Annotated in this window: 13 protein-coding genes; 4 read left to right on the forward strand and 9 right to left on the reverse strand. The window is 73.7% G+C overall.

The genetic code is table 11. The features are described 5' to 3' along the window. Positions 1-39 precede the first annotated feature (39 nt). On the forward strand, positions 40-1,182 hold the full coding sequence (locus DEJ47_RS20205; protein WP_150170296.1) for a glycoside hydrolase family 26 protein: 1,143 nt from the start codon (positions 40-42) through the stop codon (positions 1,180-1,182). Between the two features lie 30 nt (positions 1,183-1,212). Here the strand turns inward: DEJ47_RS20205 and DEJ47_RS20210 are convergent, their stop codons facing one another. The 9 genes from DEJ47_RS20210 to DEJ47_RS20250 form a co-directional block, all read right to left on the reverse strand. After that, complete coding sequence (locus tag DEJ47_RS20210) at positions 1,213-2,391, reverse strand: GNAT family N-acetyltransferase (RefSeq protein WP_150170298.1); 1,179 nt, start codon at positions 2,389-2,391, stop codon at positions 1,213-1,215. Next, positions 2,388-3,038, reverse strand: coding sequence for a lipopolysaccharide biosynthesis protein (locus tag DEJ47_RS20215; protein ID WP_150170300.1), 651 nt, complete (start codon positions 3,036-3,038; stop codon positions 2,388-2,390). The genes DEJ47_RS20210 and DEJ47_RS20215 overlap by 4 nt, the downstream gene beginning before the upstream one ends. Further along, positions 3,035-4,183, reverse strand: coding sequence for a glycosyltransferase (locus DEJ47_RS20220; RefSeq protein WP_150170302.1), 1,149 nt, complete (start codon positions 4,181-4,183; stop codon positions 3,035-3,037). The genes DEJ47_RS20215 and DEJ47_RS20220 overlap by 4 nt, the downstream gene beginning before the upstream one ends. Next, the gene (locus DEJ47_RS20225; RefSeq protein ID WP_165283205.1) at positions 4,180-4,971 is read right to left on the reverse strand and encodes a polysaccharide deacetylase family protein; all 792 of its coding nucleotides are present in this window, start codon (positions 4,969-4,971) and stop codon (positions 4,180-4,182) included. The genes DEJ47_RS20220 and DEJ47_RS20225 overlap by 4 nt, the downstream gene beginning before the upstream one ends. Further along, a complete protein-coding gene (murJ, locus tag DEJ47_RS20230) occupies positions 4,961-6,640 on the reverse strand; it encodes a murein biosynthesis integral membrane protein MurJ (RefSeq protein ID WP_150170304.1) in 1,680 nt (559 codons plus the stop codon). The genes DEJ47_RS20225 and murJ overlap by 11 nt, the downstream gene beginning before the upstream one ends. After that, positions 6,637-7,956: an O-antigen ligase family protein gene (locus tag DEJ47_RS20235; protein ID WP_150175752.1), complete on the reverse strand. Its 1,320-nt coding sequence runs from the start codon at positions 7,954-7,956 to the stop codon at positions 6,637-6,639. Before DEJ47_RS20235 ends, murJ begins: the two co-directional genes overlap by 4 nt. A gap of 116 nt (positions 7,957-8,072) precedes the next feature. Beyond that, entirely contained in the window at positions 8,073-9,572 is a 1,500-nt protein-coding gene (locus tag DEJ47_RS20240; protein WP_150170306.1) for an exopolysaccharide biosynthesis polyprenyl glycosylphosphotransferase, read from the reverse strand. Next, positions 9,569-10,705, reverse strand: coding sequence for a glycosyltransferase (locus DEJ47_RS20245; RefSeq protein WP_150170308.1), 1,137 nt, complete (start codon positions 10,703-10,705; stop codon positions 9,569-9,571). The genes DEJ47_RS20240 and DEJ47_RS20245 overlap by 4 nt, the downstream gene beginning before the upstream one ends. Before the next feature lie 59 nt (positions 10,706-10,764). Continuing rightward, entirely contained in the window at positions 10,765-11,841 is a 1,077-nt protein-coding gene (locus tag DEJ47_RS20250) for a DUF3344 domain-containing protein (protein WP_190415475.1), read from the reverse strand. Between the two features lie 304 nt (positions 11,842-12,145). On the opposite strand from DEJ47_RS20250, the gene DEJ47_RS20255 reads away from it, so the two are divergent. From DEJ47_RS20255 to DEJ47_RS20265, 3 genes are all read left to right on the forward strand, one after another. Further along, positions 12,146-12,385, forward strand: a complete 240-nt coding sequence (locus DEJ47_RS20255; protein ID WP_150170310.1) for a chaplin — start codon at positions 12,146-12,148, stop codon at positions 12,383-12,385. Positions 12,386-12,655: 270 nt separating this feature from the next. Then, complete coding sequence (locus DEJ47_RS20260; protein ID WP_223828420.1) at positions 12,656-13,363, forward strand: hypothetical protein; 708 nt, start codon at positions 12,656-12,658, stop codon at positions 13,361-13,363. Between the two features lie 157 nt (positions 13,364-13,520). Continuing rightward, the gene (locus DEJ47_RS20265) at positions 13,521-13,805 is read left to right on the forward strand and encodes a hypothetical protein (protein ID WP_150175755.1); all 285 of its coding nucleotides are present in this window, start codon (positions 13,521-13,523) and stop codon (positions 13,803-13,805) included. Positions 13,806-13,993: the final 188 nt, after the last annotated feature.

Below are 13,993 nucleotides of genomic sequence, written 5' to 3' on the forward strand. Positions count from 1 at the left end.
GAATGAGCACGGCCGGAGGCCGGAAAAAGAGGAGCAGGCATGGGATCACACACCCCACAACGTCTTCGACGCCGTGGACGTGTCGCTTTCGTCGCCACGGGAATCGTTTCTTCGCTCGCGTTGGCGACCGTGCCGGGGCATACGGCGGATGCGGAACGTGACGGTGAACCACCCGGGGGCGTCTCCGCGGCCCCCGCCTTCGGCGCCTATCTCGACTACGGTCCGCGCGGGGTCGAGCGGATGACCGAACTCAGCCGGTGGCTCGGGGGCGCCGAGCTGAGGGTCGGTCACACGTACCTCCCGGGCGACCTCTGGAGCAACATCGAGGGCGCTCCGAACTTCCTGGAGAAATGGGCCGAGTGGCGGAAGGCGAAAAGCGACAGGCTTTTCGTGCTCAACGTCCCGATGCTCGAACGCAACGAGGACGGCGTCGGCGACGCCGAGGTCGCCGGGATGCTGAAGAGGGGCGCGACCGGCGCCTTCGACGAGCACTACCGGGTGCTCGCGGAGCGCCTGGTCGACCTGGGCGTGCCGGACACGGTGGTCGTGCTCGGCTGGGAGATGAACGGCACGACCTACACCCATCGCTGCGGTCCGGACCCGGAGTCCTGGAAGAAGTACTGGAACAGGATCGTCACCACGATGCGTTCGGTGCCGGGACAGAAGTTCCAGTTCGACTTCACGCCGAGCAGAGGCCGGGACGCCGTTCCGTGGACGCAGTGCTATCCCGGGGACGACACGGTCGACATCATCGGCATGGACTCGTACGACCAGCCGCGCGGAATGTCATTCGACGAGCAGGTGAAGGAGCCCTATGGACTCCAGCACCACGTGGACTTCGCGGCGGCCCACAAGAAGCCCATCTCTTATCCGGAATGGGGTCTGTTCCGCAACGGCGACAACGAGGAGTACATGCGCCGCATGCTGGAATGGATGAAGGAGAAGAAGCCGCTGTACAACACCGTCACCGACTACTGCCCGCACGGCGTGTGGCAGTGCAAGGAGAATCCGGAGTCCGCGGAGATCTACCGCAAGCTCCTCTCGGGCCGTGACGCGCTGCCGACCGATCCCGTGAACCCGCCGAACTGTTCGCCCGTGGAATTCGGCGAATGGGTCGAGAAGTGGCTCGGCGGCAAGCTGTGTCTGCGGTTCGACTGGTGGAAGGACCCGGAGAAGTCCTGACCCCCGGCCGGTCCGCGGTGGCGCGAGCCGTCACGTCGAGGCTCCGCCACCGCGCCCGTTCCCGGCGCGCCCGGCCCCGCCGCTCCGCCGCTCCTCGCGCTCCCGCAGCCGCCGCTTCGCCCACTGGCGGGCCGCCGCGCCCCACGCCACCGCGGACACCAGGGGCGCGGTGCGCCTGCGGGCCAGGAGGATCCGCTGGTTGACGACGGGTTCCGGGCGCCAGTGGTGCTTGTACGGCTCGTCGCCCCGCAGCAGGCTGAGCGCGCGCGGGTGCTCACCGCCGGTGTGCCGGGTGGACGCGTCGAGGAGCATCGTCGCGACGTCGACCTTCCGCTCCCTGAGCCGGGGATGCGCCCCGTACAGGTAGCCGCCCGCCAGCGTGTCCGAGAGCAGCGTCAGGTCCGCCGCCATCACCTCGCCGTCCAGACTGAACTCGGTGACCACCGCCTCGCCCGCCGCGACCATCGGGCGCATCGAGCGCAGCAGGTGCTCGTGGAAGCGCGGCTGGAGGTGCTCGGAGGTCACCTTGCGGCCCTGCCACTGGAGTTGATGCAGCCGCAGCAGCGTGCGTACCGAGTTCTCCACCTCGTCGGCGGGTACGACCCGGCTCTCCACGCCCAGCGCCGACAGCTTGCGCATCTTGGCGCGGGTGCGCTGCGCCCGCGGCGTCGGCAGCCGCTTGAGCAGGCCCTCCATGGGCAGCGGGGGGAGTTCGAGGCAGGGGGAGGCCGCGAGGGTGCGGCGCGGGCCCGGCCAGCGCGCGTGGAGGTGCTCGACGCAGGCGCCCGGCCTGACCTCCCCGAAGTCGATCAGCGCGGTCCTCGCCAGCGCGTACAGGCCGGCCAGGAGCGCCTCCGTGCCCTCCTCACGGCACGCGTCGTCCACCAGGACGTCCGTGAAGTCGGAGATCGCGCCGCCCAGCGGTTTCAGCGCGGGCAGCGGCCGGTCCACCCGCATCAGCGGCGCCGCGGCGATCAGCCGCGCGCCGTCGCGGACCAGGAGGACGCGCAGCCGCCCGGGACTCCCGTACGACCGCCACCAGGACGACAGCCAGGCGTGGCTCTGGAACGGCGTCGCCGCCCCGCACGACCGGTGGAGGCGGCCCCACGGCTCCGCGAGCGCGTCGAACTCGTCCTCGTCCACGCAGAGTTCGGCCGCGGTACGGGTGTCGGGCGTGGTGCGCGGCTCCGTGCGCGCCGCCGTGCTCACGGGGCGCTCCGCACCAGCGCGGACGCGGGTCCCGGCACGGAGGGGCCCGCCACCGCCTCCGTACGGGCGCGCGGGCGGACCAGGAGCGCGAGGCCGCCGAGCAGCCCGCCCGCGCACCCGCCGACCAGGGTCGTCACACCGGTGGAGAGCGACGCCGGGTCGTTGGGCGGCAGGGCGCGCGAGAACGGGATCAGCTTGATCCGCGTGCTGTCCTTGGAGTGGTTGGCGCCGGTGGACAGCGACCGGGCCACCGCGTTGGCGGTGATCGCGGCGGACGACGGCTTGTCCGTGGTCGCCGAGACCGCGATCATCGGCGCGTCCGGCGACGTGGCGACCTTCACCTTGTCCTGCAGCTCCGTGGCCGACATGCCCGCCGCCACCTGCGCGTCGCCCAGCACCGCGAGCTGCGTGGCGACCCGGCCGTACGCCTGCGCGAAGCCGAGCGCCGTCGCCGGGTCGCCCTTCTCCTGCGGGACGGCGACGACGTAACTCGTCGCCGTGTACTGCGGCGTCTGCAGCGCGCCGTACCCGGCACCGGCCAGGGCGCCGAGGACCGCGCAGGCCGGCAGCGCCGACCAGCGGGGGAGCCGCGCGGCACGCTCTCGCAGGGCGAGGGTGCGCGGGCGCTCGTTCACGGAGTCGCTCATCGAGGGGTCACCTCCAGGGTCGGGCCGGGGGCAACTGACGCGTATACGTCCATCAGTTGGCCGGCGCTTCGGCTGATGCTGTAGTGCCGCACCGCGGCCGGTGCCTCGCGGTGCGGCGGGACGTCGCCGCGCAGGCCGTGCAGCGCCCGCGCGAAGGAGTCCGGATCGCTCGGGCAGTACGCGGCACCGGACCGCTCCGCCGCGTCGAGGCCCTCGACGGCCGGGCAGGAGGCGTACAGCACGGGAAGGCCGCTGGCCAGGCCCTCCACCAGGGCCAGGCCGAAGGCCTCCTCGGGCGAGGGGGAGGCCAGCGCGTCCATGGCGGACAGGAGCGACGGAAGGTCCGGCACGTCGGCGCCCTGCCCGCGGCTCTCCTCGTGCGTGGACTCGCCGACGAACCGCACCCGCCCCCCGAGCCCGAGCCGGTCCGCGAGACGGCGGAGCTCCGGCTCCTCGGGACCGCTTCCCACCAGGACGACGACCACGTCGTCCGGCAGCTGCGCGGCGGCCCGCAGCAGCACGTCGAAGCGCTTGCCCGCGGCGAGCCGTCCGACGCCGCCGACGACGAACGCCCCGTCGGGCAGCCGGAGATGCCGCCGCGTGTGCGCCCGGCTCGCCGGGTCGAAGCGGAAGCGCTCCACCTCGATGCCGTTCGGGACCACCCGGATCCGCTGCCGCGGCACGCCCCACCGGTGCAGCCGCGCCCCCACCGCGGGCGAGACCGCGACCGTCACCCGGCCGAGCCGCTCCCCGGCCAGATACAGGGCGCGGACCCCCGCGGTCAGCGGCCGGCCCTCCATCTGCGAGTCGCCCAAGGAGTGCTCGGTGGCGACCACCGCGCGCACCCCTGCCATGCGGGCCGCGATGCGCCCGTACAGACAGGCGCGGTAGAGGTGCGTGTGCACGACGTCGTACCGGCCCGCGCGGATGATCCTGACCAGACGTGGCAGCGCCGCCAGGTCACGGTTGCCGGACATGCCCAGGTCGGTGACGCGGATGCCGTCGGCCGCGATGCCCTGGGCGACGGTGCCCGCGTTGGTCAGCGCGACGACGTCGGAGTCCGTCGGCAGGTGGCGCAGCATCAGGCGCAGCTGCTGCTCCGCGCCGCCCACACCGAGACCGGTGATGATGTGCAGGACCCTCATGCGGACGTCACCGCCGCACGGACGAGGGCACGGCGCCGCAGCCGGTTGGTGCGCAGCTTCAGGCGGAGCCGCCAGGCGGTGTCGTCCTGCCCGATGTGGACGCGGGGCAGGGCGTACGGGCCGGTGAGGGCGCCGGGCGCGATGGCGCAGGCGTACCGGTACCCGGCCTCGCGGACGGCGGTCAGCACGCGCTCGTCGACGGTGCCGTACGGGTAGCAGAAGCCCTGCGCCTCGGTGCCGGTCAGGTCGTGCAGCGCGGCCCGGCTGCCGCTGACCTCGCGGCGCAGGACGCGGTCGTCGGCGGCGGTCAGGTCGACGTGGGTCAGACCGTGTGAGGCGATCTCCATGCCGCACTCGGCGATGTGCCGGATGCCGTCGGCGCCGAGCAGCGGCTTGCGGGGGCCGAGCGGGTCCCACGCGTTGTCGCCGTCGAGGCGGCCCGGCAGGACGAAGACGGTGGCGGTGCAGTCGTACTGCTGGAGAAGCGGCAGCGCGTGGTCGGTGAAGTCGCGGTACCCGTCGTCGAAGGTGAGGCCCACCAGGTTGTGCTCCTGGCCCTGCGCGCACGCCTCCAGGAGGTACTTCATCGAGACGCCGCGCAGCCCCTGGCGCCGCATCCAGCGCAGCTGCGCGCCGAGCCGCTCCGGGGAGACGGTGATCCCGTACGGATCGTCGGACGGGTCCGCGACGGAGTGGTACATCGCCACCCATGCCGGGGTGCGGGGCGGCCGCAGCCGCAGGAACGGCTCCGTGCCGGACGGCGCGGGCGGAGTGAGGTCAACGGACATGACGCAGCTTTCTGCTGACGGTGCGAAGGGCGGACGGCCAGGGCTGCGCCCTCAGGAGCAGCCCGATGAGCACGAAGGAGACGGTCACGACGGTGAAGCTCGCGAGGACCGCGAGTGCGGGGTGCGCGACCCGCTGCGCGCACAGGGCGCCGAGCACCGCCGCGCACCCCGCGGCCACCAGGAGACGGCCCAGCTGTCCGGCGAGGGCCCGTGTCCTGATCGGCACGGTGCGCGGGCCCATGCCGCGCAGCAGGAGCAGCGCGGTGACGCAGATGCCGGTCGCGTTGGCCGCGGCGATCCCGTGGACGCCCCACGTGCCGACGGTCAGGAAGCCGATCCCCGCGGTGGCGACGACGCCGACGAACATCGCGTAGAGCGGGATCCATGTGGTGCGGGCCACCGAGAAGTGCGCGCGGGCCAGCGCGCCGACCAGGGTGTGGCCGAGCAGGCCGAAGGCGTAGACGCGCATGACGGACGCGGTGGCGGCGGTGTCGCGGGCGGTGAAGGCGCCGCGCTGGAAGAGCAGTTCGATGAGCGGGGGAGCGGCGGCGACGACGGCCGCCGCGCCGAGCAGCACCACACAACCGGCCAGGACGATGTCCCGCTCGACGCGCTCGCGGGCCCGCTCCGTCTCGCCCTTGGCGAGCGCCCGCGCCACGACGGGGAAGGTGACCGTGCAGATCATGAGCGAGAGGGCCATCGGCATCTGCGCGACCTTCTGCGCGTAGTTCAGGTGCGAGATGGCCCCGGCGGGCAGCGACGAGGCGAGGAACCGCTCGATGAGGACCTGCGACTGACGGCACAGCGCGAACAGCAGGACGGTCCAGATGATCGCGGTCTGAAGGGTCCTGTCCGGGGAACCCGCCGAGGCGGACGCGGCCCCCGGTCCGGGCCGGTACGGGCGCCGCAGCTGCCGCCACAGCGACGGCGCCTGTACGACGACCATGAGCACCCCGCCCACCGCCACACCGGCCGCCGCGGCCCGCACCCCGAACGGCGCCGCGAGCGCGAACAGGGCGGCGATGATGGCCGCGTTGTAGGCGACGTAGACCGTGGCGGGCGCGACGAACCGCTGGTGGGCGCGGAGCGCGGCGCTGCAGTAGCCCGTGAGGCCGAAGGTGAGGGCGCAGGTGGCGGTCAGCCGGGTGCAGTCGACGGCGAGCCGCGGGTCGGGCAGGCCGGGGGCGAGCACCGCGACGAGGTAGGGGGCGGCCGCGATGAGCAGGACGGCCGTGCCCACGAACCACAGGGTCATCCGGGGCAGCGAGGCCCGGACGAGCTCGCGGACCGGGTCGAGGGGCGGGCCGTCCGCGCGGCGCGCGAGGGCCAGGCTGAACGCGGGCACGAGGAAGAAGGCGAGGCCGTCCTCGATGAGCAGCGTCGCCGCCAGCTCGGGGAGCGTCCAGGCGACGAGGAAGGCGTCGGTGTCGGTCCCGGCGCCGAAGAAGTGCGCGAGTGCCTGGTCGCGGACGAGCCCGAGGAGCGATCCCGCGACGGACAGCGCGGCGGTGACCAGCGCGGCCTTGGCGAGGAACGAGCCGCCTGTCTTCTCGGCGGGCTCCGGGGCCGGCGTCGGGGCCGGGGGCGCGACCGTCGCGGTGGGCGCGGTGGTTCCGGCGGTGGGCGGCGCGTCCGGCTCGGGAGCCACCTCCTGCGGCACGGTCGTCATCGCGTACCCGCCTCTCCGTGAACGGCCGCCGGTTCCGCCGTGCCCGCCGTGCCCGCCGCGGGACGCTCGCGGGCGCCGACCGCCCACCAGGCGGCCATGCCGAGGGCGATCGCGGTCAGGACGGTGGAGGGCCCGCCGATGTCGGCGTACACGAAGTCGATCAGCTGCCAGACGAGCAGTCCGCACGCCACCAGCGCGCAGTCGAGCCGCGGCCCGCCCGCCCCGTCCCGCCCCGCGCGCTGCCCATTCCAGCGGCGTACCGCGCACACCAGGAGCGCCGCCCAGGCACCGGCCAGCGTGCCGAGGCCGAGCAGCCCCTGCTCGCTGAGGACCAGCAGGTACATGTTGTGCGGGGACAGCAGCGGCTGGCGTACGAAGCCGCTGCCCGCGCCCGCCGTGTCGCTGCCGGAGGACAGGGCGAGCGAGGCGTGGCTGTCGCGGTGGTCGGGGAACCCCTTCAGGCCGACGCCGGTCACCGGGTGCGCGCGCCACATGTCGGCGGAGGCCGCCCACATCGTGTAGCGGTCGGTCACCGACTGGTCGGGGGTGTCCGTGACCTGGGTGATGCTGCTGAGGCGGTCCTGGAGCATCGCCGAGCCGACGCCGAGACCCGCGACGAGGACGACGGCGGCGGCGCCCGCGACCAGCAGGACCCGGGCCGCGCGGCGCACCCCGGCGAGCACGAGGACCACGACGCAGGCCGCCGCGGTGGCGATCCACGCGCCACGGCTGAAGGACAGGGCGAGCGGCACCGTCAGGAGGCCCGCGCACACGACCGCCACCGTGCGTTGACGCGGCACGTGCGGCCGGAAGGCCAGCGCCATCGCGCAGACCAGGCCGTACGACACGACGGTGGCCATCCCCATGACGTCCGTGGAGCCGAACGTGCCGACGGCGCGGATGTCCTCGCCCATGTACGAGGCGCCGGTGCCGGTGAGGTTCTGGTGTACGCCGATGACGCCCTGCCACAGGCCGAGTCCCACGAACGACCAGGCGAGGAGGCGGAAGTGGTGGGCGTCGCGGACGAGCATCAGGACGGCGGCCGGTACGAGCACGAAGATCTGCAGGTAGCGGGCGGCCCCCGCGACGCCGGTCGCCGCGGACGAGGCGCCGAAGGCCGCCACGGTGATGCCCACGACGGGCAGTCCGAGGAGGACGGCCGCGGTGCGGGTCAGCGGCCGCCGCCGGGAGCGCACGGCGCGGACGACGCAGTATCCGACGACGAGGGCGGACACCGCGTCGGCCGCGCCGCCGGTCCCGCCACCGCCGGAGGACACGCCCTCGGCGGGCGCGGGCAGGGCGAGCAGCGCGATCATGAGCACCACGGGAAGCACCGGGGCGTTCCGCCGCAGTCCGGGCGGCAGGGCGTCGCGCAGGTCCTGCAGGCGTGCTCCGAACGGGACGGCGGCGGACGGGTCGTGGGTCACCGTGGTCAGCTCCCCGTGCGGCGGACGAGGCAGCCGAGGGTGCGCAGCAGGATGCACAGGTCCTGCCAGAACGACCAGCTGTCGATGTAGGCGTTGTCGAAGCGGCACCGGTCCTCGATGGAGGTGTCGCCGCGCAGCCCGTGGATCTGCGCCAGACCGGTGATGCCGGTGGGCATGCGGTGCCGGTGGGCGTAGTCCGGGTAGGTCTGGCTGAACTGCGTGACGAAGAAAGGCCGTTCGGGGCGCGGGCCGACGAGGCTCATGTCGCCGCGCAGCACGTTCCACAGCTGGGGCAGCTCGTCGAGCGAGGTGCCGCGCAGGAACCGGCAGAACGCGCTCATCCGGTGCTCGTCGGCGACGCTCCACCGGGTCGCCGCCTCCTGCGGGTCGGCGGGCCGGTGCGTGCGGAACTTGAGGAGGGTGAAGAGCCGCCCGTCCTTGCCGACGCGCTCCTGACGGAAGATCACGCCGGGCCCCTCGACGGTCCGCAGCACCAGCGCGCAGGTCGCGAGGACCGGTGCCGCCGCGAGCAGCAGCACTCCGGAGACCGCGATGTCCAGGAGCCGCTTGCCGACGCCGGTCCGGCCGGTCCCGGCGGGCGTCAGGGGGCGGCAGGCGAACCCGGCCACGTACTGCCGTGGCCCGTCCGGTGCGGGCACGGGGCCCGCGCGGTGTGCTTCGAGCTCCCACAGGTCGCAGCCCAGGCCGTGCAGGACCGGCAGCCATCCGGCGGGTCCGGGGCCGTGCCCGGTGACGATCAGCACCGCGCCGACATCGTTCTGGATCACGGCGCGGTGGAGTTCGTCCTCCGTGCAGAGCACGGGGAGTTCGGGACCGGACCCCGCCTGCGCCTCGGCGCCGTCCTCCGTGTCCTGCGGCGGGTCCGCGGTCTCGCTGACGATGCCGACGGGGCGCATGCCGCAGCCGGGGCGCCGCAGCAGCGCGGCCGCCACACCGCGGGCCTGGCCGCTCGGCCCGAGGACGAGGACCGGCCGGGGCCTGCGCACAGTGGTGGTCCGCCGGTGCCGGTGGACGAGGGCGCGTCCGCAGAAGCTCAGCAGGCACTGGAGGGCCGCCATGCCGAGCAGCGTCCGTGGGGCGAGCGGTCCGACGGCGGGCAGGGTGGTGGCGAGAACGGCGGTGACCGACCAGGCGAGCACGGTCCGCCCGGCGAGCGACGGCAACTGGCCGAGCGTGTCGGGCAGCGCGGCGTACTCGTACAGCCGGCCCTGCGCGTTCAGTGCCAGCACGCCGAGCACGAGGAGCGGGGCGAGGACGGCCTGCCGGAGGGGGTCGTCGAGCGGGAGCAGGGCGGCCAGGGCGGCGGCGCAGTCGACGGCCACGAGCGCGGCGGCCGAGCGCCGTCGCCGGGCGGGGCGCCGCGCCGTCGCCCCGCCGCGCAGGACCGTCGCTTCGCGTGGCGCGACGACGAAGGTGCCGGGCGGGGCCTGGGTGTCCTGCCGTGACTGAGCCGATGAGGAAGCAACGGTCCGTTCCGCACTCACGTCGTGCTGCACTCCCTGTACTCGGTGGGCGCCGTGCCCAGAAGCTCGCCGTACACCGCGTCGACCGCGGCCGCGGCGCGCCGTGCGTCGTGGTGGTCCAGTACGTGCTCGCGGCCCCGCCGCCCCAGCTCGTCCCGCAGCCGCCCGTCCCGCAACAGGGCGACCAGCGCCCCGGCAAGGGCGCCGGGGTCCTCGGGCGGTACGAGGGAGTGCGGGCGGTGGGACGGCGGCAGGCTCTCCCGCGCCCCGTCCACGTCGGTGACCACGACGGGACGGCCGCAGGCCATGGCTTCGAGCGGGGCCAGTGCCATGCCCTCCCAGCGGGACGGCAGGACGACGACGTCGGCCGCCCGGTACCAGGGCGCGGCGTCGGCCGCCGCGCCCGCGAAGGCCACCCGAGGCCCGGCCCGCTCCCGCAGCCGTGCGTCGTCGGGCCCGTCCCCGACCAGGACGAGGCGGGCGTCGGGCACCTGCGCGGCCACCGCGGGCCAGGCGCGCAGGAGCACGTCCTGCCCCTTCTGGCGGCAGAGCCTGCCGACGCACACCACCAGCGGGACGTGGGTGGGGTCCTGTCCGGCGGGCGCGAACCGGTCGGTGTCCACGCCGTTGGGGATCACCTGGTACGAGCCGGAGATCCCGGCGCGGCGGCCGGTCACCCACTCGGCCTCGCTGACGCAGACGATGCGGGCCGCCCACCGCGCGGCCCTGCGCTCCCACAGGCGGGCGAGGAACGCGGCGGGACCGCCGACCGCCTCGAAGGACCAGGCGTGCGGCTGGAACACGGTGGGGATGCCGCCGCGCAGCGCGAGACGCGCGGCGAGCCCGGCCTTGGCGCTGTGGGCGTGGACGAGGCCGGGACCCACGGTGTCGATGACGCGCCGCAGTTCCCGCACCTCGCTCCCGAGACCGCGGCCGGGGGAGCGGGACGCCGTCCAGGGGTGTACGTGGACACCGGCGCCGAGGGCGCGCAGCGCGCCCGGCAGGAAACCGTCCGGGGGGCAGGCCACGTGCACGTCGGTGCCGGTGGCGGCCTGCGCGGCGGCCAGGTCGACGACGACCCGTGCCACGCCGCCCTCCACGGGCTGGCTGACGTGCAGGACCCGTGGGGGGTGGGGTGCTGAAGGCAGAGGCATGCGCGTCTCCTTCGAGTGGGGTGCGGGGCCACCGCCGGAGCGGAGCGGGGCAACGGGTGCTAGCGCTTCGCGGCGACGGCGGCGAAGACCACGCCCACCCACGCCGGGTCCTGCGAGGCGAGGTGGACCGTGAGGTCGCCGCGCCGCTTGTGGCCCGCGGCCAGTGGGAAGACGTCGGAGTCGTAGCCGAGGGTGTTCGGGTACGCGGGGGTCCTGCGGGCGGGGGCCCCCGGCTCGCTGATGGTCGAGTTGAGCGCGTCACCGGCCGGGTTGGCGGCGTCCGTCAACGGCACGGGGCGGGTGCGTCCGGACGAGGCGGCCACCGTGTCGCCGCGCCGCCCGCGGTCGCCGTCGTACGCGACCACGCCGACGGTGCCCGCCGTCCCACCCGGCACGCCGCGCAGCCGCACCGCGTGCCGGTGGCCGCGCCCGCCGGTCGCGTCGAAGCCGTCGTACACGGCGAGGGCGCGCAGCGGTTCGGCCGCGTTCTCGTACGCCACGACCAGCGTCCAGCCGCCCCAGGCACCGGCTTTCGAGTGCCCCTTGGCGACGTTGACCTGCGCCACGGTGTACGTGCCGCCGCCCGCCGAGCGGACGAGCCGGGTCACGTCGGCTGAGGCCTGGAAGGCGTCGGCGCCGTCGGTGACGCGGTGGCCGACCGGGGTGTCGGCGATGACCGGCTTGTAGGCGCCGCCGGGCTCGGCGATCAGCACCCGCCCGTTGTCCTTGGGGGGTTTCTGCTCACCGGCCCGCAGGTTGCCGCCCCAGTACAGCCGCGCGTAGGAGACGCGGGAGTGCGGGGGCAGCCGGACCTCGCCCGTGCTGGAGTTGTAGGTGTTCGGGTCGTCGTCGACGTCGACGTAGAACATGTCGGAGTCGTCGTTCGCACCCGGAAGGCCGCCTCGCGCACGGGCGCAGGACTCCGCCGTACGGTCCACCGCGCGGCGGCAGGTGATCGCCGAGTTGGCGGCCCGGACGATCCCGCCGTGCTGGAGCGCTCTGTAGCGCTGCGCGAAATCGATGCGCGTCTTCTCGGTGCCGGGCGGGGCGGCCGAGCCGGTCCCGGTCGCGGTGAGGCACGCGGCCAGTGCGAGGGGGATGACGAACACGCGACGCAGGCCCAGGGAGTGACGCATGACGGCGTTGGCCTTCCGAGTGTGTGAACTCTGAACCACAGCGGAGATAAGGGCGATTCACCCTGTTTGCAGGAGTCTGAGGGCATATAAGTGGAATGCCCTAAAGGAGAGCGCAACTGTAGCCGTTGACGCGGGAGGCTCGGCCGACCTCCGGGCGTGTGTCGGATTGGTGAAGGCCCGTCACGGGCGGTTGCCGCCGCGCATCACCCGTCTGGGCGCACAACTCGACACCGACGTCGGCAGTTGATCCCTCCAGACGGGCAGCCCGCCCGTACGTCGCATCATCACCAAGGAGCAGCACTCCATGTCCCGTACCACCAAGGCTCTTGCCCTGTCCGCTGTCGCCGCCGCCGCCGTGGCCGGCTCCGCGGGCGTCGCCGCCGCCGACAGCGGCGCGCAGGGCGCTGCCACCAACTCCCCCGGCGTGATCTCGGGCAACAACGCGCAGGTTCCGATCCACGTTCCCGTCAACGTGTGCGGCAACAGCGTCAACGTCATCGGTCTGCTGAACCCGGCGTTCGGCAACACGTGCGTCAACGACTGACGCACCGTCGGTTCAGAGCGGCCGTCCCCGCCAAAGCGGGGGCGGCCGTTCCGCGTTCCTGTCCCGGTGCGTCTGCGGCGGGACCGCCGGTGCCCCGAATGGAGTGCCGTCGCCGAACGGCCGATAGCCCGTCAGATCCCTGCTCCACCTGCGCAGATGCCCGTATGCACCTCGACTCGCCGATACGCTCCGAAGTCGCTCGGTTGCGGACGGCGCGTACCGCTTTCACGGTGATCACAAGATCTGATGCATCACCGAAAGGGACACACCATGCGCGCTCTGCCTGTACGGCGCCTCGCGACCACCACCCTGTGCGCGGCGCTGCTGCTCGGCACGGCAGGACCGGCCCTCGCCTCGGTCGGCGACGCCCCACACGACCCGGCCAGGACCGTCACCAGCGCGCCCGCGGCGCCGGACCCGATGGCCCAGGTCCAGCAGCTGAGCACCATCGGAAAGGTCCTGACCCCCGTCACCGAACTGCTGACCGCCGTGCTCAAGGCGCCCGGAAACAAGCTCTCCGCCGACGAGGCCAAGAAGCACGCCGACGCGGTGAAGGCGGCCCTCGACGCGGCGGCCAAGCCGCCGGCCAAGGGGGCCACCAAGACGGCTGACGAGACGGCCGCGAAGACGACCGACGAAGCGGCCGCGAAGACGGTCGAGAAGGTGGCGCCCCAGGTCGCCGCCCGGGTCGCCGAGGCGCCGCTCGACGCCAAGGCCGACGCGGTGGCCGCGCTGCAGAAGGCGGTCGACGGCCTCCTCAAGGCCGCCACCGCGGGTGACGCCAAGGCGGTCGTCGCCCAGGTCCCGGTGGTCGTCACCGGCCTCGTCAACTTCCTCGTCGCCTCGGTCCTGGGCGGCGGACTTCCCGCGCCGAACCTGCCGGGCCTGCCGCCTCTGCCCAAGGTGCCCGCCGAGGGCCCCGGGACGACGCCGGAACTGCCCAGGACGCCCGCATTGCCGCGGACGCCCGCGCTCTGATTCGTGTTCTGAATTCGAGTGGGATCAGGGAAGTTTCAGGGCCAGGGGTTTCCGTACCGTCTCGCGCTCGTTAGTCCCGGAGTAAGAGACAACAGGCGAACGATGCCTGAACGGTGCTCCAAAAGGCGGCACGCATGTCGCCGAGGAAAGGAACATGATGAAGGCCCTGAAGGCTGCTGCAGTTCTCGCCGGTTCGATCGCCGTGGCCGGCTCCGCCGCGCCCGCGTTCGCCGCTGACCTGACACCCACCAGCCTGAACGGTGGCCTCGAATCCATCGCCGGCCAGACCCCGCACCTGCTCGACACCAAGCCGGTGAGCACGAACATGCTCGACACGGAGAACAAGGACTCGGTCGTCAGCACCGTCGCGGACACCACGGACGGCCTGAACTCCGCGGGCGGCCCCACCGAGCTCCTCGGCGGACTCCCCCTCGGCAAGTAGAACGCGCTTCCTTCCCCGGCGGAACAAACGTTTCTGGCCGGGACCCGGACACGCGCATTGCCAGCGCCCCGTGCGCGCAAGGGCCGGTCACCTCTTCCACGGACCGGCCCTTCGGCATGTCCGCACGCCGCGTTCGTACCCCGTGTTCGCACGAGCCGTCAGCTCCGCGGCCGACCGGGTGACCCCAT

Source organism: Streptomyces venezuelae, from assembly GCF_008642355.1.
Classification (GTDB): domain Bacteria; phylum Actinomycetota; class Actinomycetes; order Streptomycetales; family Streptomycetaceae; genus Streptomyces; species Streptomyces venezuelae_B.